General features: G+C 69.2%; 3 protein-coding genes (2 of these 3 running past the window's edge). All 3 read left to right on the top strand.

The features are described from left to right. Tightly spaced (each overlapping or abutting the next), the 3 genes in view from J8403_RS44110 to J8403_RS44115 form a layout consistent with a single transcriptional unit that may run on beyond the window. A protein-coding gene (locus tag J8403_RS44110) for an SDR family NAD(P)-dependent oxidoreductase (RefSeq protein ID WP_425519918.1) crosses the window boundary here: on the top strand, window positions 1–3541 show its 3' end. It extends 13544 nt beyond the left edge of the window; 3541 of the gene's 17085 nt are visible here — the last part of the coding sequence; its start codon lies off the left edge, out of view; it ends in the stop codon at window positions 3539–3541. After that, window positions 3538–9771, top strand: a complete 6234-nt coding sequence (locus J8403_RS44890) for a type I polyketide synthase (RefSeq protein WP_246586200.1) — start codon at window positions 3538–3540, stop codon at window positions 9769–9771. Before J8403_RS44110 ends, J8403_RS44890 begins: the two co-directional genes overlap by 4 nt. Continuing rightward, a protein-coding gene (locus J8403_RS44115) for a type I polyketide synthase (RefSeq protein WP_281427997.1) crosses the window boundary here: on the top strand, window positions 9675–24624 show its 5' portion. 12545 nt of this gene lie beyond the right edge of the window; the window shows 14950 of its 27495 coding nt (coding positions 1–14950); the start codon lies at window positions 9675–9677; its stop codon lies off the right edge, out of view. Before J8403_RS44890 ends, J8403_RS44115 begins: the two co-directional genes overlap by 97 nt.

A 24624-nucleotide genomic window follows, 5' to 3' on the forward strand; every position in this document is an offset into this window, starting at 1 on the left:
GGCGGTGGTGGGTCACTCACAAGGCGAGATCGCGGCGGCGTGTGTGGCGGGCGGTCTGTCGCTGGAGCACGGGGCGCGGGTGGTGGCCTTGCGCAGCAAGGCGCTGCTGGCTCTGTCGGGCCGGGGCGGGATGGCGTCCGTCCCGGTGTCCGCCGATCGGCTGCGGGACCGCACCGGTTTGTCGGTGGCGGCGGTGAACGGTCCGGCGTCGACGGTGGTGTCCGGTGCGGTCGAGGTGCTGGACGCGGTGCTCGCGGAGTTCCCGGAAGCCAAGCGGATACCAGTGGATTACGCCTCGCATTCATCGCAGGTGGAGGAGATCCGGGGGGAGTTGGCGGAGGCTCTGGCGGGTGTGGAGCCGCGCGGTGGGCAGGTGCCGTTCTATTCGACCGTGACCGGGCGGCTGATGGACACCGCGGAGCTGGACGCCGGGTACTGGTATCGAAACCTACGCGAGACTGTCGAGTTCCAGGGCACGGTCGAAACCCTTATGCAGCAGGGCCACACGGTGTTCGTAGAGGCCAGTCCGCACCCGGTGCTGACCATCGGAGTCCAGGACACCGCCGATGCGACGGGCACCCCCATCGTGGCCACCGGTTCCCTCCGCCGCGACGAGGGAGGCGTGAATCGGTTCCTGACGTCGCTGGCAGAAGTGTCCGTCCACGGCGCCGAGGTCAACTGGCGGACGGTCTTCGCCGGCACCGGCGCTCGACACGTCGGCTTGCCCACCTATGCCTTCCAGCGTGAGCGGTTCTGGCTGACGCCGTCCACACGCATCGGTGACGCATCCGGACTGGGCCTGGGAGCCGTTGACCATCCACTGCTGGGCGCGGCGGTGCCGCTCCCGGACGCGGACGGCTGTGTGCTGACCGGCGCGCTGTCGCTGGCCGGGCAGCCCTGGCTGGCCGACCACGCCGTCCTCGGCATGGTCCTTCTTCCGGGCACCGCGTTCGTGGAGCTCGCGCTGCAGGCGGGGGCGCGGTTCGGCTGCGACACACTCGAAGAGCTGACGCTGCACGAGCCGCTCGTCGTGCCCGACCAGGAGACCGTGCAGCTCCAGGTGTCGGTCGGCGGCCCGGACCACCTCGGGAACCGCCCCCTCACGGTGTTCTCCCGCCGCGAGGGCGACTGGATACGCCACGCCGGCGGCACCCTGCGCACGGGCGAGCATGGCGATCCGCCCGCGAACCTGTCGGCCTGGCCACCGGCCGATGCCCGGCCGATCGACGTCACCGAGCTGTACGCGGCGATGGCCGAGCGGGGGTATCAGTACGGCCCTGCCTTCCAGGGGCTGCGGGCGGCGTGGATCCATGACAGCGAGGTCTTCCTGGACGTCGCGTTGCCCGAGCAGCTGGCGGGCGACGCCGCCCGGTGCGGAGTGCATCCCGCGTTGCTGGACGCGGCCCTGCAGGGCATCGGCCTGGGCGCTTTCGTGAGCGAGCCGGGTCAGGCCCATCTCCCCTTTTCCTGGAGCGGGGTGGCCCTGCACGCGGTGGGTGCGACCACCGTCCGGGTGGCGATCAGCCCGGCGGGTCCGGATACGGTGGCCATTCGGATGGCGGATGCCACCGGGGCTCCCGTGCTGTCCATCGACACGCTGGCGATGCGTCCGGTGGCGGAGAGCCGGCTGCTCGAAGTGGCCGGTGGCGGCCGGAGCGATGCGCTGTTCCGGCTGGACTGGAAGGAGCTCCCCCTCCCCACGGGGACCGTCGGCTCGCAGCCTCTGTCCTGGGCACTGCTGGGCGGCCACGACGAGCCGCGGCTGACCGCCGCGCTGACCACGGCCGGTGTGCCGCCACAGCGCCATCGGGACCTCGCCTCCGTCGGCCAGGTGCCGGATGTGCTGGTCCTGCCGTGTCTGCCGGAGACGGACGACGGTCCGGCCCCGGAAGCGGTCTCGTCCGCCCTGCGCCGAGTACTGGGAGTGGTGCGGGACTGGCTGGTGGACGCGCGATTCACCGATACCCGCCTGATGGTGCTCACCCGCCGCGCGGTGGCCACTTCCACCGGAGACGACGTGGAGGATCTGGCGGCAGCGTCCGTACGGGGTCTCCTGCGCACCGCACAGCAGGAGAACCCCGACCGGCTCGTCGTGATCGACCACGACGATTCGGACCTCGGGGTTCTGCCCGCGGTGCTCGCGACGGGAGAACCCGAAGCGGCCATCCGGACCGGGACGGTACTGGTGCCCAGGCTGGTCAAGGCACCTGTACCGGACGGGAAGGCCCCCGCCTGGGACACCGGCACCGTACTGGTCACCGGCGGGACGGGGACCCTCGGTGGTCTGGTCGCACGCCACCTGGTGACCGCCCATGGCGCGACTGACCTGGTGTTGGCCAGCCGTGGCGGTGCCACCGCGGCCGGCGCCGCGGACCTGGCCGCCGGACTGGAGGCGCTCGGTGCCCGCATCCGCATCGCCGCCTGTGATGTGGCCGATCGCGCCCAGCTGACCGCGTTGCTTGCCACCATTCCGGCGTTGCGTGCCGTCGTTCACACCGCCGGGGTGCTGGACGACGGTGTCATCGGCTCCATGACCACCGAACGCATGGAGACCGTCCTGCGGCCGAAGGCGAACGCCGCATGGCATCTGCACGAGCTGACACGCCGACTGAACCTGGACGCGTTCGTACTGTTCTCCTCCGCCACTGGAGTGCTGGGCAGCCCCGGGCAGGGCAATTACGCCGCGGCCAATGCCTTCCTCGATGCGCTGGCCACCCACCGGCGGGCCCAGGGACTCGCGGCGGTGTCGGTGGCGTGGGGCCTGTGGCAGCAGCGCAGTGGCCTGACCGCCCACCTGTCGGAGGAGGACGTGGCCCGGATGGCCCGCACGGGCGCAGTTCCCTTGTCCGATCAGCGTGGTCTTGAGCTGTTCGACGCCGCGTGCCGGAGTGGCGAAGCCACCCTCGTGGCCACTCCGCTGCACCTGCGGGCGGTGGTGGCCACCGGTACGGTGCCGCCCGTGCTGAGCGCGCTGGCACCGACCCCGCCGCGCCGGGCCGCCGACGCCGGTGACGGTGGGGTGGCGCTGCGGAACAGCCTGGCCGAGATGGCGGACGCGGAACGGAGCCAGACCGTACTGGCGCTGATACGCGGGCAGGTGGCCGCGGTGCTGCGGCACCCGGACGCGTCGGCGATCGATCCGGCGCGGACCTTCCAGGAGATCGGCTTCGACTCGCTGACCGCGGTGGAACTGCGCAACCGGCTGGGCGCCACCACCGGAATCAGGCTGGCCGCGACCGCGATCTTCGACTATCCGACCCCGGCGGCGCTGGCGGAGCATGTGCTCGCCGAGGTCGCGCCGGAGACCGCCGACCCGGTCGCGGCCCGGCTCAGGGAGCTGGACAAGGTCGCCGCCATGATTTCGGTGATGGCGGAGGACGACACCATGCGCGAGCAGTTGTCCTCGCGGATGGAGACCATCGTTTCGATGTGGGCTGACCTGCACCGTCCGGCGCGGTCGAGCAACGTCGAGGGAGACCTGGAATCGGCCTCGCTCGACGACATGTTCGGAATCATCGACCAGGAACTCGATGGGTCATGAGCAGCGAGAACGTCCGACCGGGGATCGAGGGGACTGGCACGGGGATGTCGAACGACGAAAAGGTACTCGAGTACCTCAAGAAGCTCACCGCCGATCTGCGTCAGACGCGCCAGCGCCTGGCGGATGTCGAGGCCAAGAGCCGCGAGCCGATCGCGATCGTCGGCATGAGCTGCCGTTTTCCGGGTGGAGTCAGCTCGCCGGAAGATCTGTGGCGGCTGACGGAGTCGGCGGTGGACGCGGTCTCCGGTTTCCCCACCGACCGTGGCTGGGATCTGGACGGCCTGTACGACCCGGACCCTGATCGCGCCGGTCGGTCGTACGCCCGAGAGGGCGCCTTCCTGCCGGACGCCGGCCACTTCGACCCCGGCCTCTTCGGGATCTCGCCGCGTGAGGCGCTGGCGATGGATCCGCAGCAGCGGCTGCTGCTGGAGGCATCATGGGAGGCTCTGGAGCGGGCGGGTATTCCGACCGGCTCCCTGAAGGGCAGCCGGACCGGGGTGTTCGCCGGACTGATGTCCTCCGACTATGTCTCGCGGCTCTCGGCGGTTCCGGACGAGCTCGAGGGATATGTCGGAATCGGCAGCGCGGCGAGCGTCGCGTCCGGTCGGGTGTCGTACACGCTGGGGCTCGAGGGCCCGGCGGTGACGGTGGATACGGCGTGTTCGTCGTCGCTGGTGGCCTTGCATCTGGCGGTGCAGGCGCTGCGGAACGGTGAGTGTTCACTGGCGCTTGCGGGCGGCGTGACGGTGATGGCGACACCCGGCACCTTTGTCCAGTTCTCCCGCCAGCGCGGCCTGGCCGCCGATGGGCGGTGCAAGGCGTTCGCGGCGGCGGCGGACGGCACCGGCTGGGGCGAGGGTGTGGGGATGCTGGTGGTGGAGCGGTTGTCCGATGCTGAGCGGAACGGCCATCGGGTGTTGGCGGTGGTGCGGGGTTCGGCGGTGAATCAGGACGGTGCGTCGAATGGGTTGACGGCGCCGAATGGTCCGTCGCAGCAGCGGGTGATCCGGCAGGCGTTGGCGAATGCGCGTTTGTCGGCGGTGGATGTGGATGCGGTGGAGGCGCACGGTACGGGCACGGCGTTGGGTGATCCGATCGAGGCGCAGGCACTGTTGGCCACGTATGGCCAGGATCGGGATGCGGGGCGGCCGTTGTGGTTGGGGTCGGTGAAGTCGAATATCGGTCATACGCAGGCGGCGGCGGGTGTGGCTGGTGTGATCAAGATGGTGATGGCGTTGCGGTATGGGGTGTTGCCGCGGACGTTGCATGTGGATGAGCCGTCGCCGCATGTGGATTGGTCGGTTGGTGGGGTGGAGTTGCTGACTGAGCCCGTGGTGTGGCCGGAGGTGGATCGGCCGCGTCGGGTGGGGGTGTCGGCGTTTGGGGTGAGTGGGACGAATGCGCATGTGATCGTGGAGCAGGCGCCAGTGGTGGTGGAGGTGGAGGCTGGGGGCGAGCGTGTGGCGCTGCCTGCGGTGCCGTGGGTGGTGTCGGGTGTGGGTGAGGCGGCGGTGCGGGCGCAGGCGGAGCGGTTGCGTGGGTTTGTGGCCGGTGATGCTGGGTTGGATGCGGTGGATGTGGGTTGGTCGTTGGTGGCTGCTCGTTCTGCGTTGTCGCATCGTGCGGTGGTGGTGGGTGCGGATCGTGATGAGTTGTTGGGTGGGTTGGGTTCGGTGGTTGTGGGTGTTCCTGTTGGTGGTGGGTTGGGTGTGGTGTGTGCGGGTCAGGGGTCGCAGCGGTTGGGGATGGGGCGTGGGTTGTATGAGGCCTATCCGGTGTTCGCGGAGGCGTGGGATGAGGTGTGTGGGGAGCTGGACCGGTATCTGGAGCGGCCTTTGGGTGAGGTGGTGTGGGGTGATGACGTTGAGTTGATCGGTGAGACGGCGTATACGCAGGCGGGTTTGTTTGCGCTTGAGGTGTCGTTGTATCGGCTGATGGTCTCGTGGGGTGTGAAGCCGGATTATCTGCTGGGTCATTCCATTGGTGAGGTGGCTGCGGCGTGTGTGGCGGGTGTGTGGTCGTTGGAGGATGCGGCGCGGGTGGTGGCTGCTCGGGGTCGTTTGATGCAGGCGTTGCCGTCGGGTGGGGCGATGGTGGCGGTGGCGGTGTCGGAGGGTGAGGTGCGTCCGCTGTTGACCGGGGGTGTGTCTGTCGCGGCGGTGAACGGTCCCGAGTCGGTGGTGCTTTCGGGGGATGCGGATGAGGTGGCCGAGGTCGCGGGTGTGTTGGCTGGTCGGGGGGTGCCGACGCGGTGGTTGCGGGTGAGCCATGCGTTTCATTCGTCGCGTATGGACGGGATGCTGGCGGAGTTCGGTGAGGTGCTGCGGGGGGTGGAGTTCCGGGCCCCGAACGTGCCGGTGGTGTCGAATGTGTCGGGCGTGGTGGCCGGTGAGGAGTTGTGTTCGCCGGATTATTGGGTGCGTCATGTGCGGGAGACCGTGCGGTTTGCCGATGGGCTCGACACTCTCCGTGGGCTGGGCGTCGGTACCTTCCTGGAGCTGGGGCCGGATGGCACGCTGACCGCTCTCGCTGATGGTGATGGTCTGCCCGTACTCCGCCCGGGTCGTCCGGAGCCAACTGCTGCCATGGAGGCTTTGGGTGGGCTGTTCGTCCGGGGTGTGGAGGTGGATTGGCGGGCGGTGTTTCCGGGGGCTCGGCAGGTGGATTTGCCGACGTATGCGTTCCAGCGTGAGCGGTTCTGGCTGGAGCCGTCCTCGGCCCAGCCCGCGACCAGTGCCGTTGACGCGGCGTTCTGGAACGCGGTCGAGCGCGGGGATGCCGATGTTCTGGGGGTTGACGCTGAGCAGCCGTTGAGTGCCGCGTTGCCTGCCTTGGCGTCGTGGCGGCGGGCGCGGCGGGAAGAGTCGGTGGTCGACGCATGGCGGTATCGGGTGACCTGGACCCCGGTTGTGGGTCCCCCTTCGCAACTCTCCGGGCTGTGGCTGGTGGTGATCGAGTCCGACGGAGCGGAGACGGACGTTGTCGCCGCGTTGCGGGCCAGCGGCGCCGAGGTGCGCGTTGTCACGGTCGAGGAGCTGGACGCGGGCCCGGTCGCGGGTGTGGTGTCGCTGCTGTCGGTCGAGGCGACGGTGTCGCTGCTGCAGAACCTCCTGTCCGCCGGGGTCGACGCGCCGTTGTGGTGTGTCACTCGGGGTGCGGTCTCCGTGGTGGACGGGGATGTGGTGGATCCGTACGCGTCGGCGGTCTGGGGGCTGGGCCGTGTGATCGGCCTGGAGCATCCGGAGCGTTGGGGCGGGCTGGTCGACCTGCCCACCTCATGGGATGAGCGGACCTCCGGTCTGTTGTGCTCGGTGCTCTCAGGCGCCACGCGTGAGGATCACACCGCGATCCGTGGCAATGAAGTCTTCGGCTGTCGTCTGAGCCGTGTGATGACGCCGGGCCCGGGGCAGTCCGCTGCGTGGGAAGCGTCGGGGACCGCGCTGATCACCGGTGGAACGGGGGCCCTGGGGAGCCATGTCGCCCGATGGCTCGCAGGGACCGGTGTCGCGGAGATCGTGCTGACGAGTCGGCGAGGCCCGGACGCTCCAGGGACTCGGGAACTGGTCGCCGAACTATCGGCCATGGGTGTGTCGGCCCGGATCGTGGCGTGTGATGTGGCCGATGGGGACGCGGTCGCGGAACTGCTCGGGACGATCCCGGATCTTCGCGTGGTCGTCCATGCCGCGGGAGTCCCGAGCTGGGGCCCGTTGAGCGCCCTTACGGCAGAGGGCCTTGAGGCCGGTATGCGGCCGAAGGTCATGGGCGCCCTCCACCTGGATGAGCTGACGCGCCATATGTCCTTGGATGCTTTTGTTCTGTTCTCGTCGGTTGCGGGGGTGTGGGGGAGCGGTCGTCAGTCGGCGTATGCGGCGGCGAATGCGTTTTTGGATGGGTTGGCGTGGCGGCGTCGTGGTGTGGGGTTGGTGGCGACTTCGGTGGCGTGGGGTATGTGGGACGGCGGTGGTATGGCTGTTGGGGGTGAGGAGTTTCTGGTTGAGCGTGGTGTGTCGGGGATGGCGCCGGGGTCGGCGGTGGTGGCGCTGCGGCGGGCGCTGTGTGATGACGAGACGGCGCTCGTGGTGGCGGATGTGGACTGGGAGCGGTTCGGGCCGAGGTTCACGGCGCTGCGTCCGAGTCCACTGCTGAGCGAGCTGATAGCCGACACAGCCGACTTGGGGACTGGAGCGGGCGAATTCGCGGCCCGCCTCCACGCCCTGTCCGAGGGCGAGCGTATGCGCGCGGCCGTCGAGCTGGTGCGTGCTTCTGCGGCGGCGGTGCTGGGGCACCCGGGCCCTGAGGCGATCGACCCCGGCAGGACGTTCCAGGAGATCGGCTTCGACTCATTGACCGCGGTGGAGCTGCGCGATCGGATTGCCACAGCCACCGGCATCCGACCGCCGGCCACGATGATCTTCGACTATCCGACTCCCGCGGCCCTCGCCGAACATCTGAAGGTGGAATTGCTCGGCGCGCCGCGGGAAAGTGTGCCGCCGCTGCCGGTGGTCGCACCGGATCATGACGACCCCATCGTCATTGTCGGCATGAGTTGCCGCTTCCCCGGGGATGTCGAGTCTCCCGAGGATCTGTGGCGGCTGGTCGATTCCGACGGCGACGCCATCACGGCCTTCCCTGCGGACCGTGGATGGGATCTGACCGGCCTCTTCGACGCGACTGCGGGGGAGCCGGGCACCTCGTATGCGCGTGTCGGCGGATTCGTCCACGACGCGGGCGAGTTCGACCCGGGCCTCTTCGGCATCTCGCCGCGTGAGGCGCTGGCGATGGACCCGCAGCAGCGGCTGCTGCTGCACGCGGCATGGGAGGCGTTCGAACGGGCGGGGGTGCCGGTCGCCTCGGTCCGGGGCAGTCGGACGGGAGTGTTCGTGGGAGCCTCCCCGCAGGGCTACGGCGCCGCCGACACATCGGAAGGCTACTTCCTCACCGGCAGTTCGGGCAGCGTCATTTCGGGTCGGGTGTCGTACACGCTCGGGCTTGAGGGTCCGGCGGTGACGGTGGATACGGCGTGTTCGTCGTCGCTGGTGGCATTGCATCTGGCGGTGCAGGCGCTGCGGTCGGGTGAGTGCTCGCTGGCGCTTGCGGGCGGTGTCACGGTGATGGCGACCCCCACCGCTTTCGTGGAGTTCTCGCGTCAGCGGGGGCTGGCTGCCGATGGCCGGTGCAAGTCCTTCGCCGCTGGTGCGGATGGGACGGGTTGGTCGGAGGGTGTGGGGCTGCTGTTGGTGGAGCGGCTGTCTGATGCTGAGCGCAACGGACATCCGGTTCTGGCGGTGGTGCGGGGTTCGGCGGTGAATCAGGATGGTGCGTCGAATGGGTTGACGGCGCCGAATGGTCCGTCGCAGCAGCGGGTGATCCGGCAGGCGCTGGCGAGCGCCGGACTTTCGGCGTCGGAGATCGACGCGGTCGAGGCGCATGGCACGGGCACCACGCTGGGCGATCCGATCGAGGCGCAGGCTCTGTTGGCCACCTACGGTCAGGACCGGGATCCGGAGCGGCCGTTGTGGCTGGGTTCGGTGAAGTCGAACATCGGTCATACGCAGGCGGCGGCGGGTGTGGCCGGTGTGATCAAGATGGTGATGGCGATGCGCCACGGGGTGCTGCCCCGAACCCTGCACCTGGACGAGCCGTCTACCCATGTGGACTGGTCGGCCGGTGCGGTGGAGCTGCTGACCGAGCAGGTGGCGTGGCCGGATGCGGACCGGCCGCGTCGGGCGGGTGTCTCGTCGTTCGGAGTGAGCGGGACGAATGCGCATGTGATCGTGGAGCAGGCGCCTGTGGTGGTGGAGGGGCCTCGGGATGGGGGAGTTGGGCTTCCTGCGGTGCCGTGGGCGGTTTCGGGTGTGGGTGAGGCGGCGGTGCGGGCGCAGGCCGTGCGGCTACGGGCCTTCGCGGAGTGGAATCCGGATCTGGATTCCGCTGATATGGGGTGGTCGTTGGTGGCTGCTCGTTCTGCGTTGTCGCATCGTGCGGTGGTGGTGGGTGCGGATCGTGATGAGTTGTTGGGTGGGTTGGGTTCGGTGGTTGTGGGTGTTCCTGTTGGTGGTGGGTTGGGTGTGGTGTGTGCGGTCAGGGGTCGCAGCGGTTGGGGATGGGGCGTGGGTTGTATGAGGCGTATCCGGTGTTCGCGGAGGCGTGGGATGAGGTGTGTGGGGAGCTGGACCGGCTTTTGGGCCGGCCTTTGGGTGAGGTGGTGTGGGGTGATGACGTTGAGTTGATCGGGGAGACGGCGTATGCGCAGGCGGGTTTGTTTGCGCTTGAGGTGTCGTTGTATCGGCTGATGGTCTCGTGGGGTGTGAAGCCGGATTATCTGCTGGGTCATTCCGTTGGTGAGGTGGCTGCGGCGTATGTGGCGGGTGTGTGGTCGTTGGAGGATGCGGCGCGGGTGGTTGCCGCGCGTGGTCGTTTGATGCAGGCGTTGCCGTCGGGTGGGGCGATGGTTGCGGTGGCGGCGTCGGAGGATGAGGTGCGTCCGCTGTTGACCGGGGGTGTGTCTGTCGCGGCGGTGAACGGTCCCGAGTCAGTGGTGTTGTCCGGTGATGAGGCGGCGGTTCGAGCCGTCGAGGAGGTGTTCACCGGGCGAGGAGTGCGGACGCGCTGGTTGCGGGTGAGCCATGCCTTTCATTCGTCGCGCATGGACGGAATGCTGGAGGAATTCGGCGAGGTGCTGCGGGGGGTGGAGTTCCGGGCCCCGAACGTGCCGGTGATGTCGAATGTGTCGGGTGTGGTGGCGGGCGAGGAGTTGTGCTCCCCGGAGTACTGGGTGCGTCATGTGCGGGAGACCGTGCGCTTTGCCGACGGGCTGGAGACGCTTCGTGGGTTGGGTGTCGGATCCTTCCTGGAGCTGGGGCCCGACAGCACGCTGACCGCGCTGGCCGGTGGCGATGGTGTGTCAGTGTTGCGTCCGGGCCGTCCGGAGCCGACCGCTGCTGTGGAGGCCCTGGGTGGGCTGTTTATCCGGGGTGTGGAGGTGGACTGGCGGGCGGTGTTCCCGGGGGCTCGGCAGGTGGATTTGCCGACGTATGCGTTCCAGCGTGAGCGGTTCTGGCTGGAGCCGTCCCCGGTCCAGCCCGCGACCAGCGCCGTTGACGCGGCCTTCTGGGACGCGGTCGAACGTGAGGATTTCGGCTCGCTCGGTATCGACGCCGGGCAGTCACTCAGCGCGGCTCTGCCCGCCCTGGCGGCATGGCGCCACCGCAACCAGGAGAGGTCACTGGTCGAATCGTGGCGGTACCGCCTCGGCTGGTCCCCGATCGGAGATGTTCCTGAGCAGCCGAGTCTGCGGGGCACGTGGCTGGTGGTGGGTGCGAACGGTGCTGATGTGGCCGTCGCGCTGCGGTCGGCCGGGGCCGATGCCCGGGTCGTGACGGAGGTGGACCAGCGCGAGGCCCCGGTCGCGGGTGTGGTGTCGTTGCTGTCGGTCGAGGCGACGGTGTCCCTGCTGCAGAACCTGCTGTCCGCCGGGATGGATGCGCCGTTGTGGTGTGTCACCCGCGGTGCGGTCTTCGTGGCGGACGGGGACGTGGTGGAGCCTGGCCAGGCCGGGGTCTGGGGTCTCGGTCGCGTGATCGGTTTGGAGCATCCGGATCGTTGGGGCGGGCTGATCGATCTGCCGGTGGTCATGGACGATCAGGCAGGGGAGGTACTGGCCGCCATCCTCGCCGGGCACACCGGTGAGGATCAGATCGCCATCCGTGCCACCGGGGTGTGGGCTGCCCGTCTGACGCGGGCGGAGCCGACCGGTGTGGCGTCGGCCGCGTGGCGTGGTCGTGGCACCGCGCTGGTCACGGGTGGTACGGGGGCGCTGGGCCGCCAGGTGGCGCGCTGGCTGGCGGAGAGTGGCGTGGAGCGGATCGTGCTGACGAGTCGTCGGGGTGCCGAGGCGCCTGGCGTCGCGGAGTTGGTGGCCGAGCTGGGTGACCTGGTGCGCGTGGTGGCGTGCGATGTCGCCGATCGCGAGGCACTCGCGGCTGTTCTGGGGACGATTCCGGATCTGCGTACCGTGGTGCATGCGGCGGGTGTTCTCGACGACGGTGTGCTCGAATCATTGACCCCGGAGCGGATCCGCGACGTGATGCGGGTCAAGGTGGCGGGGGCGCGGCATCTGGATGAGTTGACGCGGGGTCGGGATCTGGATGCTTTTGTGTTGTTCTCGTCGGCCGCCGGGACCGTGGGCAATGCGGGCCAGGGGAGCTATGCGGCGGCCAATGCGGTGTTGGACGGTCTGGCGTGGCGGCGCCGGGCGGAGGGGCTGGTGGCCACGTCTGTGGCCTGGGGCGCCTGGGCCGACAGCGGGATGGGGGCCGGGCACGCACGGGCCATGGCGCCACGACTGGCGCTGGCCGCCCTGCAGGGAGCTTTGGACGATGACGAGACCGCGCTGCTGATCGCGGACATCGATTGGGAGCACTTCGCCTCGCGGTTCGCCGGGGCACGGCCCACCCCATTGCTTGGTGATGTGCTGGGTGGCGCCGTTCGCCGCGCGCCCGTGGCGGACGAGTTCGTCGACCGACTGCGGGGCCTCCCTCCGGTCGAGAGGGACCGGGCGGTCCTTGAGCTCGTACGTAGCCAGGTGGCCGCCGTTCTGGGCCATGCCACCCCGGCGGCGATCGACCCCGCGGCCACGTTCCAGTCAGTCGGTTTCGACTCTCTGACCGCGATCGAGCTTCGCAATCGCCTCGTGGCGGCCACCGGCGTACAGACACCTGCCTCGGTCGTGTTCGACTACCCCACGCCGGAACTCCTCGCCGGCCACCTGCGGGAGCGGCTGCTAGGGGTGGGATCGGCAGCCCGCTCGGCGACGGTCGCCACGACTCTGGTGCATGACGACCCGATTGCGATCATCGGCATGAGCTGCCGGTTCCCCGGTGGCGTCGACTCACCCGAAGAGTTGTGGCGGCTCCTGGAATCGGGAACGGACGCCATATCCGCCTTTCCGCTGGATCGGGGCTGGGATCTGGTCGACGGAGCCGATGGCGTCTCGGTCGGGGAGGGCGGTTTCCTCTACACGGCTGCCGACTTCGACCCCGCCTTCTTCGGGATCTCGCCGCGCGAGGCCGTCGCGATGGATCCGCAGCAGCGGCTGTTGCTGGAGGTCTCGTGGGAGGTCTTCGAGCGGGCCGGGATCGCCGTGGACGCGCTGCGGGGGAGCTCCACCGGAGTGTTCGTCGGCACCAACGGCCAGGATTACGCCGCCCTCGTCGGCAACGCGCCGCAACGTACCGACGGCCATCTGGCCACCGGCAGCGCGGCGAGCGTGGCGTCCGGCCGGCTGTCCTACATCTTCGGGCTCGAGGGACCGGCCGTCACCGTGGACACCGCGTGTTCGTCGTCGTTGGTCGCCATGCACCTGGCCGCGCAGGCTCTGCGCGCGGGCGAGTGCGGTATGGCGCTCGCGGGCGGCGCGACGGTGATGGCCACGTCCACCGCGTTCGCTGAGTTCTCCCGTCAGGGGGCGTTGGCTGCCGATGGCCGGTGCAAGGCGTTCGCGGCGGCGGCGGACGGCACCGGCTGGGGCGAAGGCGTGGGCATCCTCCTGCTGGAGCGGCTGTCCGACGCCGAGCGGAACGGCCACCGGGTGCTGGCCGTCATGCGTGGCTCCGCCGTCAACCAGGATGGTGCGTCGAATGGGTTGACGGCGCCGAATGGTCCGTCGCAGCAGCGGGTGATCCGGCAGGCGCTGGCGAATGCTCGTCTGTCGGCGGCGGATGTGGACGCGGTGGAGGCGCACGGTACGGGGACGACACTGGGTGATCCGATCGAGGCGCAGGCCCTGTTGGCCACCTACGGTCAGGACCGGGATCCCGAGCGGCCGCTGCTGTTGGGCTCGGTGAAGTCGAATATCGGTCATACGCAGGCGGCGGCGGGTGTGGCCGGTGTGATCAAGATGGTGATGGCGATGCGCCACGGTGTGCTGCCGCAGAGCCTCCATATCGACGAGCCCACTCCCCACGTGGACTGGACGGCCGGACGGATCGCACTGCTCACGGAACCGTCCCGCTGGCCTCAGAGGGGAGTGCCGCGACGGGCCGGGGTCTCGTCGTTCGGCGTAAGTGGCACCAATGCGCATGTCATTCTCGAACAGGCATCCGTGGCGGCCGAACCCGAGACGGTGCGAACGACCGAACCCTCAGCCGTGCCGTGGGTGCTGTCGGCACGGAGCGAGGCGGGGTTGCGGGCCCAGGCCGCCAGGCTTCGGTCCTTCGTGGGTGCCGATGGTGGCGTACATCCGGTCGATATCGGCTGGTCGCTGGCATCCACCCGAGCGATGTTGTCTCACCGTGCGGTGGTGGTCGTGGGGGCCGACCGCGCTGAACTGTTGCGTGGTCTGGAGGCGGTGGCGAACGGAACTCCCGACCGAGGAGTGGTGACCGGCGAGGCCGGATCGCCTGGTGGAGTGGTGTTCGTCTTCCCGGGTCAGGGGTCGCAGTGGGTCGGGATGGCGCTGGAGTTGATGGAGTCCTCGCCGGTGTTCGCGCGACGGATGGACGAGTGTGCGGATGCGTTGGCTCCGCTGGTGGAGTGGTCGCTGTCGGACGTGCTGGGCGATGAGGTGGCGCTGGGGCGGGTCGATGTGGTGCAGCCGGTGTTGTGGGCGGTGATGGTGTCCCTGGCCGAGTTGTGGCGTTCGTTTGGTGTGGTGCCGTCGGCGGTGGTGGGTCATTCGCAGGGCGAGATCGCGGCGGCGTGTGTGGCGGGTGGTCTGTCGCTGTCGGATGGCGCCCGGGTGGTGGTGCTGCGGAGTAAGGCGCTGCTGGCCTTGTCTGGGCGGGGTGGGATGGTGTCGGTTCCGGTGCCCGCCGATCAGCTGCGGGACCGTACCGGTTTGTCGGTGGCGGCGGTGAACGGTCCGGCGTCGACGGTGGTGTCCGGGTCGGTTGAGGTGCTGGACGCGGTGCTGGTGGAGTTCCCTGAGGCCAAGCGGATTCCAGTGGATTACGCCTCGCACTCCCCGCAGGTGGAGGAGATCCGGGAAGAGCTGGCGGAGGCTCTGGCGGGCGTCGCGCCGCGCGGGGGACAGGTGCCGTTCTATTCGGCGGTGACCGGGCGGCTGATGGACACCGCGGAGCTGGACGCGGGGTACTGGTACCGGAATCTGCGGGAGACCGTGGAATTCCGGTCCACGATCGAGGGGCTGCTGGAGCTCGGGCACACGGTGTTCGTCGAGGCCAGTCCGCATCCGGTGCTGACCATCGGTATCCAGGACACCGCCGACGCCACCGACACCCCGGTCATCACCACCGGATCGCTGCGCCGCGACGACGGCGGCCCCGCCCGCTTCCTGACCGCGCTGGCCGAACTGTCCGTACGAGGGGTGATGGCGGACTGGCAGCAGGTGTTCGGAGGGACCGGCGCCCGGCATGTCGACTTGCCGACCTATCCATTCCAGCGGGAGCGCTTCTGGGCCGAGCCCACCGCCCCGGGCGTGGTCCGAGACGGGGACACCAGCGCGGACAGCGAGTTCTGGGCAGCCATCGAGCGCGAGGACGCCGCATCGCTGGCGACCGTTCTGCAGGTCGATGACGCGTCGCTGGGTGACCTGCTGCCCGCCTTGTCGGCCTGGCGCCGCCGGCGGCACGAGAGGTCCGCGCTCGAGGCGGTTCGGTACCAGGTCAACTGGAAGCCGCTCGCCGACGACCGGGCCGCGATGCTGTCGGGCTCTTGGCTGGTTGTGGTTTCCCAGGCGGAGGCCCAGCATGCGTGGGTCTCCGGCGTCTGCGAGGCACTCGCTCAGCACGGGGCCGAGCCAGTGGTGTGTTCGGTGGACGAGCGGCACATGGATCGTGCTGCCTTGTCCGCCCAGCTGACGAGCATGACTACGTCGACCAGTCCGACTAGCCAGACCGGCACGAGCAGCACCACCGGCACGAGCGGCGCGACGAATGTCAGGGGTGTGGTGTCGCTGGTCGCCCTGGACCAGCGGCCGCACCCGGACTTCGCCTCCGTTCCCGTCGGTTTCGCGATGACGGTGCTGTTGACTCAGGCTTTGGGGGACGCGGGTGTGGAGGTCCCGCTGTGGAGCCTGACCCAAGGAGCCGTGTCGACCGGGCCCGGGGACACCCTCGTCGAGCCCGCACCGGCATCGGCGCTGGTGTGGGGCGTCGGCCGTGTGATCGCGCTCGAGCAGCCACTGCACTGGGGTGGTCTGATCGACCTGCCGACCGACGTGAACGCGAGGACATGTGCACAGCTGGCAAAGGTCCTGTCTGGTGCCTCGGGTGAGGACCAGGTCGCGATCCGGGCGGTGGGGACCTTCGGGCGCAGGCTCGCCCATGCCCCCGCGCTGCGGACCGACCTGCCGTCCTGGAATCCGAGCGGCACCGTACTGGTCACCGGAGGCACCGGAGCACTGGGTGGCCATATCGCGCGGTGGCTGGCGCGGCAGGGTGCGGAGCACCTTGTGCTGACGAGCCGACGCGGCATGGACGCGCCCAGGGCCTCCGAGCTCGTCGCGGACCTGGAGGTGGCCGGGGCGGCGGTGACGGTGGCCGAGTGCGATGTGGCCGACCGTGCCCAACTGGCCGCGCTGATAGCCGAGGTAGGCCCGCTGACGGCCGTGGTGCACACGGCCGCCCTGCTGGACGATGCGACGGTCGAGTCCCTGACCACTGAGCAGCTGCACCGGGTACTGCGCGTCAAGGCCGACGGTGCGATGCATCTGCACGAGCTGACCCGCGACATGGAGCTGTCCGCGTTCGTGCTCTTCTCCTCCTTGTCCGGGACCGTCGGTACACCAGGGCAGGGCAACTACGCACCGGGCAATGCCTTCCTCGACGCACTGGCCGAGTGCCGCAGGGCCGAGGGCCTGGTGGCGACCTCCGTGGCCTGGGGCCTGTGGGCCGGTGGCGGTATGGGGGAGAGTGAAGCCGGTGAGGTGGCCCGGCGGCATGGCGTTCCGGCACTGTCTCCCGAATTGGCGGTGGCCGCTCTCCGTACGGCCATCGAGCAGGGCGACACGGTGGTCACCGTCGCCGACATCGAGTGGGAACGTCATTACGCCGCCTTCACCGCGACCAGGCCCAGTCCCCTGCTCGCCGACCTTCCGGAAGTACGGCGACTCGTCGACGCGGGGGCCGCTTCCGTCGTCGAGGAGACGGGCGTCGACCGGTCCGGACTCGGTGAGCGGTTGGCCGGACTCGACGCGGCCGAGCAGCGGCGACTTCTGCTCGACACGGTGCGCCGCAACGTCGCGGTGGTGCTCGGGCATACCGACCCGGAGAGCGTGCCGTCCCATCGCGCTTTCAAGGAGCTCGGCTTCGACTCCGTGACAGCGGTCGAATTCCGCAACCGACTGGGTGCCGCGACCGGTCTGCGGCTGCCGGCCACTGCCGTATTCGACTACCCGACCCCCCTCGCCCTGGCGGAATACGCGTGTTCCGAACTGCTGGGGACGGCCGCGGAGCCCTTGCCTGCCGAGCCCCTGCGCGCCGAGCCGAGCGGGCCCCTCGTGGACGACGATCCGATCGTGATCGTCGGAATGAGCTGCCGCTTCCCCGGCGGAGTGAGCTCGCCGGAGGACCTGTGGCGTCTTCTCACCGAGGGCGGGGACGCGATGTCGGCCTTCCCCACCGACCGTGGCTGGGACCTGGCCGGGCTCTTCCACAGCGATCCCGGCCACTCGGGTACCTCGTACACGCGGACAGGTGGCTTCGTACATGACGCGACCTCGTTCGACGCGGGGTTCTTCGGTATCTCCCCGCGTGAGGCGACCGCGATGGATCCGCAGCAACGGCTGCTGCTGGAGGCGTCGTGGGAGGCGTTCGAGCGGGCGGGGATCGATCCTCGGTCGCTGCGGGGCAGCACGACGGGAGTGTTCGCCGGTACCAATGGCCAGGACTACGTCAGTCTTTTGGGCGCAGATCATCCGCAGGAGTTCGAAGGCCATGTCGGAACGGGCAATTCGGCATCGGTGATGTCCGGCCGGATCGCCTATGTCCTCGGCCTTGAAGGACCGGCACTGACGGTGGATACGGCGTGTTCGTCGTCGCTGGTGGCGTTGCATCTGGCGGTGCAGGCGCTGCGGAACGGTGAGTGTTCGCTGGCGCTTGCGGGCGGTGTCACGGTGATGGCCACACCGAGCCTGTTCGTGGAGTTCTCCCGCCAGCGCGGCCTGGCCGCGGACGGTCGGTGCAAGGCGTTCGCGGGGGCGGCGGACGGCACCGGATTCTCCGAGGGTGTGGGGATGCTGGTGGTGGAGCGGTTGTCCGATGCTGAGCGGAACCGGCATCGGGTGTTGGCGGTGGTGCGGGGTTCGGCAGTGAATCAGGATGGTGCGTCGAATGGGTTGACGGCGCCGAATGGTCCGTCGCAGCAGCGGGTGATCCGGCAGGCGCTGGCGAGCGCCGGGCTCGCTGCCCGGGATGTCGACGCGGTGGAGGCGCACGGGACGGGGACGACGCTGGGTGATCCGATCGAGGCGCAGGCGTTGTTGGCCACGTACGGTCAGGGCCGGGATCCGGAGCGGCCGCTGCTGCTGGGCTCGGTGAAGTCCAACATCGGGCACACTCAGGCCGCCGCGGGTGTCGCCGGACTCATCAAGATGGTTTTGGCCCTGCACAACGGTGTGTTGCCGCGGACGTTGCATGTGGATGAGCCGTCACCGCATGTGGATTGGTCGGCTGGTGCGGTGGAGCTGCTGACCGAGCAGGTGGCGTGGCCGGAGGTGGGCCGGCCACGTCGGGTGGGCGTGTCGGCGTTTGGGGTGAGTGGGACGAATGCGCATGTGATTGTGGAGCAGGCGCCTGTGGTGGTGGAGGAGGAGGCTGAGGGCGAGCGTGTGGCGCTGCCTGCGGTGCCGTGGGTGGTGTCGGGTGTGGGTGAGGCGGTGGTGCGGGCGCAGGCGGAGCGGTTGCGCGGGTCTGTGGTGGACAACCCCGAATGGGATTTGGCTGACGTGGGGTGGTCGTTGGTGGCTGCGCGCTCTGCGTTGTCGCATCGTGCGGTGGTGGTGGGTGCGGATCGTGATGAGTTGTTGGGTGGGTTGGGTTCGGTGGTTGTGGGTGTTCCTGTTGGTGGTGGGTTGGGTGTGGTGTTTGCGGGTCAGGGGTCGCAGCGGTTGGGGATGGGGCGTGGGTTGTATGAGGCGTATCCGGTGTTCGCGGAGGCGTGGGATGAGGTGTGTGGGGAGCTGGACCGGTATCTGGGCCGGCCTTTGGGTGAGGTGGTGTGGGGTGATGTCGAGGAGTTGATCCGCGAGACGGCGTATGCGCAGGCGGGTTTGTTTGCGCTTGAGGTGTCGTTGTTTGCGTTGGTGTCGTCCTGGGGTGTGAAGCCGGATTATCTGCTGGGTCATTCCATTGGTGAGGTGGCTGCGGCGTATGTGGCGGGTGTGTGGTCGTTGGAGGATGCGGCGCGGGTGGTGGCTGCTCGGGGTCGTTTGATGCAGGCGTTGCCGTCGGGTGGGGCGATGGTGGCGGTGGCGGCGTCGGAGGATGAGGTGCGTCCGCTGTTGAGCAGGGGTGTGTCTGTCGCGGCGGTGAACGGTCCCGAGTCGGTGGTGATCTCGGGGGATGCGGACGAGGCCGCTGACATCGCGGGTGTGTTGGCTGGTCGGGGGGTGCGGACGCGGTGGTTGCGAGTGAGTCATGCGTTTCATTCGTCGCGTATGGACGGAATGCTGGAGGAATTCGGCGAGGTGCTGCGGGGGGTGGAGTTCCGGGCCCCGAGCGTGCCGGTGGTGTCGAATGTGTCGGGTGTGGTGGCGGGCGAGGAATTGTGCTCGCCGGAGTACTGGGTGCGTCATGTGCGGGAAACCGTGCGCTATGCCGACGGGCTTGACACTCTCCGTGGGCTGGGCGTCGGTACCTTCCTGGAGCTGGGACCCGACGGCACGCTGACCGCTCTCGCTGATGGTGACGGACTGCCCGTACTCCGCCCGGATCGCCCGGAGCCGACCGCTGCCATGGAGGCTTTGGGCGGGCTGTTTGTCCGGGGCATCCAGATCGATTGGGCAGCGGTGTTTCCGGGGGCTCGGCACGTGGATTTGCCGACGTATGCGTTCCAGCGTGAGCGGTTCTGGCTGGAGTCGTCCCCGGTCCAGGCCCCGACCAGCGCGGTGGACGCGGCGTTCTGGGACGCGGTCGAGCGCGGGGATGCGGATGTTCTGGGGGTTGATGCTGAGCAGCCGTTGAGTGCCGTGTTGCCTGCCTTGGCGTCGTGGCGGCGGGCGCGGCAGGAACAGTCGGTGGTCGACGGTTGGCGGTATCGGCTTGGTTGGACGTCGGTCACGGGTGTGCCGTCCGGGGAGGTGCTGACGGGGACCTGGCTGGTCGTGGTGGAGCCGGGTGCTGACGGTACTGACGGAGACGAGGTGGTCGTCGCGCTGCGGTCGGCCGGGGCCGAGGTCCGGGTCGTGACAGCGGTGGAGCCGGGCAATGTGGCGGTCGCGGGTGTGGTGTCGTTGCTGTCGGTCGAGGCGACGGTGTCGCTGCTGCAGAACCTCCTGGCAGCCGGTATCGATGCGCCGTTGTGGTGTGTCACCCGGGGCGCGGTCTCCGTGGTGGACGGGGATGTGGTGGATCCGTACGCGTCGGCGGTCTGGGGGCTGGGCCGTGTGATCGGCCTGGAGCATCCGGAGCGTTGGGGCGGGTTGATCGACCTGCCCACGGAGGTGGATGCGCGTACGGGCTCCTTGCTGGCCGGGGTTCTCGCCGGGCGCACCGGGGAGGATCAGGTGGCAATCCGTGCCGCTGAGGCGTGGGGCGCCCGGCTGACACGGGTGACACACTCGGCGGACACGTCGGCCGAGTGGCATGGCCGGGGAGCCGCCTTGATCACTGGGGGTACGGGCGCGCTGGGTGGTCATGTGGCGCGCTGGCTGGCCGGGACCGGCGTGGAGCACATCGTATTGACGAGCCGACGGGGGATCGAGGCCCCCGGTGCCGCCGACTTGGTGACCGAGCTGGAGGAGCTCGGAGTCCAGGTGACTGTGGCCGGGTGTGACGTGGCCGATCGGGACGCGGTCGCGGCACTGCTGGCCGGCATTCCCGATCTCCGGGTCGTTGTGCACGCCGCGGGGGTGCCAAGTTGGGGCGCGGCGGACAGCCTGACATCCGACGAGTTCGAGGAGAGCGTGCGATCGAAGGTCGCCGGAGCGGCGCACCTGGACGCACTGCTGGCGGACGCCGATCTGGATGCCTTTGTTCTGTTCTCGTCGGTTGCGGGGGTGTGGGGGAGCGGTCGTCAGTCGGCGTATGCGGCGGCGAATGCGTTCTTGGATGGGTTGGCGTGGCGGCGTCGTGGTGTGGGGTTGGTGGCGACTTCGGTGGCGTGGGGTATGTGGGACGGCGGTGGTATGGCTGTTGGGGGTGAGGAGTTTCTGGTTGAGCGTGGTGTGTCGGGGATGGCGCCGGGGTTGGCGGTGGTGGCGTTGCGGCGGGCCTTGTGTGATGGCGAGACGGCGCTCGTGGTGGCGGATGTGGACTGGGAGCGGTTCGGGCCGAGGTTCACGGTCCTGCGCCCGAGCCCACTGCTGAGCGAGCTGATCGCCGACACGCCCGAGCCGATCACATCGACGGCCGGCGAATTCGTCGCCACGCTCAGCGGGTTGTCGCGGCAGGAGCGGGATCGTGCGGTCGCGGAGCTCGTACGGACGCATGCCGCCGAGGTGTTGGGTCACCGGAAACCGACCGCGATCGATCTCGACCGGACGTTCCAGGAGCTGGGCTTCGACTCGCTGACTGCCGTGGAACTGCGGGACCGGCTCAGTACGGCTACCCAGCTGCGCTTCCCGGCTTCCGTGATCTTCGACTACCCGACCCCGACGGCGCTGGCCGAGCATGTGTGCGGTCAGGCGCTCGGGCTGGCCGAAGAGATACAGATACCGCAGGTGCCGAGTGCCGTGGACGACGATCCGATCGTGATCGTCGCGATGAGCTGCCGTTTCCCGGGTGGTGTGGACTCTCCGGAGGCACTGTGGCGCCTGGTCAGCGCCGGTGACGACGCCGTGTCGCCCTTCCCCTCCGACCGTGGCTGGGATCTGGCCGGTGTGTACGACGCCGATGCCACTCACTCGGGCCGGTCGTACGTCCGCTCGGGTGGCTTCCTCCATGACGCGGCCGAGTTCGACGCCGGGTTCTTCGGGATCTCGCCACGTGAGGCGCTGGCGATGGATCCGCAGCAGCGGCTGCTGCTGGAGGCGTCATGGGAGGCATTCGAACGGGCGGGAATCGCGGCGTCGACGCTCAAGGGCAGCCAGACCGGTGTCTTCGTGGGCGCGTCCGCGCAGGGATACGGCGGCGGAGACGGGCAGGCCCCGGAAGGCTCCGAGGGATATCGCCTGACCGGCAACGCGAGCAGTGTGGTGTCCGGTCGGGTGGCCTACACGTTCGGGTTGGAGGGCCCGGCGGTCACGGTGGACACGGCGTGTTCTTCCTCGCTGGTGGCGCTGCACTGGGCGGTGCGGGCGCTGCGGTCGGGCGAGTGCTCCCTCGCCCTGGCAGGCGGGGTGACGGTGATGGCGACGCCCGCCACCTTCGTGGAGTTCTCGCGCCAGCGCGGGCTGGCCGCCGATGGCCGCTGCAAGTCCTTCGCCGCCGGCGCGGACGGGACCGGCTGGTCCGAGGGTGTCGGCATGCTGCTGGTCGAGCGGCTGTCGGACGCCGAGCGGAACGGCCACCCGGTGCTGGCCGTGGTTTCCGGCTCCGCGGTGAACCAGGACGGCGCGTCGAATGGGTTGACGGCGCCGAATGGTCCGTCGCAGCAGCGGGTGATCCGCCAGGCGCTGGCGAGCGCCGGGCTCGCTGCCCGGGATGTCGACGCGGTGGAGGCGCACGGGACGGGGACGAGGCTGGGTGATCCGATCGAGGCGCAGGCGTTGTTGGCCGCCTACGGTCGGGATCGGGATGCGGGTCGGCCATTGTGGTTGGGGTCGGTGAAGTCGAATATCGGTCATACGCAGGCGGCGGCGGGTGTGGCTGGTGTGATCAAGATGGTGATGGCGTTGCGGTATGGGGTGTTGCCGCGGACGTTGCATGTGGATGAGCCGTCGCCGCATGTGGATTGGTCGGTTGGTGGGGTGGAGTTGCTGACTGAGCAGGTGGTGTGGCCGGAGGTGGATCGGCCGCGTCGGGTGGGCGTGTCGGCGTTTGGAGTGAGTGGGACGAATGCGCATGTGATCGTGGAGCAGGCGCCTGAGGTGGTGGAGGAGGCTGAGGGCGAGCGGGTTGGGCTGCCTGCTGTGCCGTGGGTGGTGTCCGGTCAGAGCGAGGCCGCGGTGTACGCGCAGGTGGAGCGGTTGCGCAGGTCTGTGGTGGACAACCCCGAATGGGATTTGGCTGATGTGGGTTGGTCGTTGGTGGCTGCTCGTTCTGCGTTGTCGCATCGTGCGGTGGTGGTGGGTGCGGATCGTGATGAGTTGTTGGGTGGGTTGGGTTCGGTGGTTGTGGGTGTTCCTGTTGGTGGTGGGTTGGGTGTGGTGTTTGCGGGTCAGGGGTCGCAGCGGTTGGGGATGGGGCGTGGGTTGTATGAGGCCTACCCGGTGTTTGCCGCAGCCTGGGATGAGGTGTGTGGGGAGCTGGACCGGCATCTGGAGCGGCCTTTGGGTGAGGTGGTGTGGGGTGATGACGAGGAGTTGATCGGGGAGACGGCGTATACGCAGGCGGGTTTGTTTGCGCTTGAGGTGTCGTTGTATCGGCTGATGGTCTCGTGGGGTGTGAAGCCGGATTATCTGCTGGGTCATTCCGTTGGTGAGGTGGCTGCGGCGTATGTGGCGGGTGTGTGGTCGTTGGAGGATGCGGCGCGGGTGGTGGCTGCTCGGGGTCGTTTGATGCAGGCGTTGCCCGAGGGCGGCTCGATGGTCTCTCTCCAGGCCGCGGAGTCCGAGGTCCTTCCGCAGCTGGCCGGTTACGAGGGCCGGGTGAGCGTGGCGGCGGTCAACGGCCCGGCGGCGACCGTCATCTCCGGTGATGAGGCGGCGGTTCGTGCCGTCGAGGAGGTGTTCACCGGGCGGGGAGTGCGGACGCGGTGGTTGCGGGTGAGCCATGCGTTTCATTCGTCGCGTATGGACGGGATGCTGGCGGAGTTCGGCGAGGTGCTGCGGGGGGTGGAGTTCCGGGCCCCGAACGTGCCGGTGGTGTCGAACGTATCCGGTGTGGTGGTGGGCGAGGAGCTGTGCTCGCCGGAGTACTGGGTGCGCCACGTTCGGGAGACCGTCCGGTTCGCCGACGGGCTCGAGACACTCCGTGGCCTGGGCGTCAGTACCTTCCTGGAGCTGGGCCCCGACGGCACGCTGTCAGCTCTGGCCGATGGCGACGGACTGCCCGTACTCCGCCCGGATCGCCCGGAGCCGACCGCTGCCATGGAGGCCGTGGGCGGGCTGTACGTCCGGGGCATCCAGATCGATTGGCCGGCGGTGTTCCCCGGAGGTCGGCGGGTCGATCTGCCCACCTATGCCTTCCAGCGTGAGCGGTTCTGGCTGGAGCCGTCCTCGCTCCGGCCCGCGGCCAGCGCCGTTGACACCGCGTTCTGGGACGCCGTCGAGCGCGGGGATGCGAAGGCCCTGGGCGTTGACGAGGAACAGCCGTTGAGTGCAGCGTTGCCTGCCTTGGCGTCGTGGCGGAGGGCGCAGCAGGAACAGTCGGTGGTCGACGGATGGCGTTACCGGCTTGGCTGGACGTCGGTCACGGGCGTGCCGTCCGGGCAGGTGCTGACGGGGACCTGGCTGATCGTGGTGGAGCCGGGTGCTGACGGTACCGACGGTACTGACGGAAACGAGGTGGTCGTCGCGCTGCGGTCGGCCGGGGCCGAGGTCCGGGTCGTGACAGCGGTGGAGCCGGGCGATGTGACGGTCGCGGGTGTGGTGTCGTTGCTGTCGGTCGAGGCGACGGTGTCCCTGCTGCAGAGCCTCCTGGCCGCCGGGATGGATGCGCCGTTGTGGTGTGTCACCCGCGGTGCGGTCTTCGTGGCGGACGGGGACGTGGTGGAGCCTGACCGGGCCGGGGTCTGGGGTCTCGGCCGCGTGATCGGTTTGGAGCATCCGGATCGTTGGGGTGGGCTGATCGACCTGCCGGCGGTCATGGACGATCAGGCAGGGGAGGCACTGGCCGCCATCCTCGCCGGGCACACTGGTGAGG

Origin of the sequence: Streptomyces yatensis, assembly GCF_018069625.1 — a bacterium.
Taxonomy (GTDB): domain Bacteria; phylum Actinomycetota; class Actinomycetes; order Streptomycetales; family Streptomycetaceae; genus Streptomyces; species Streptomyces yatensis.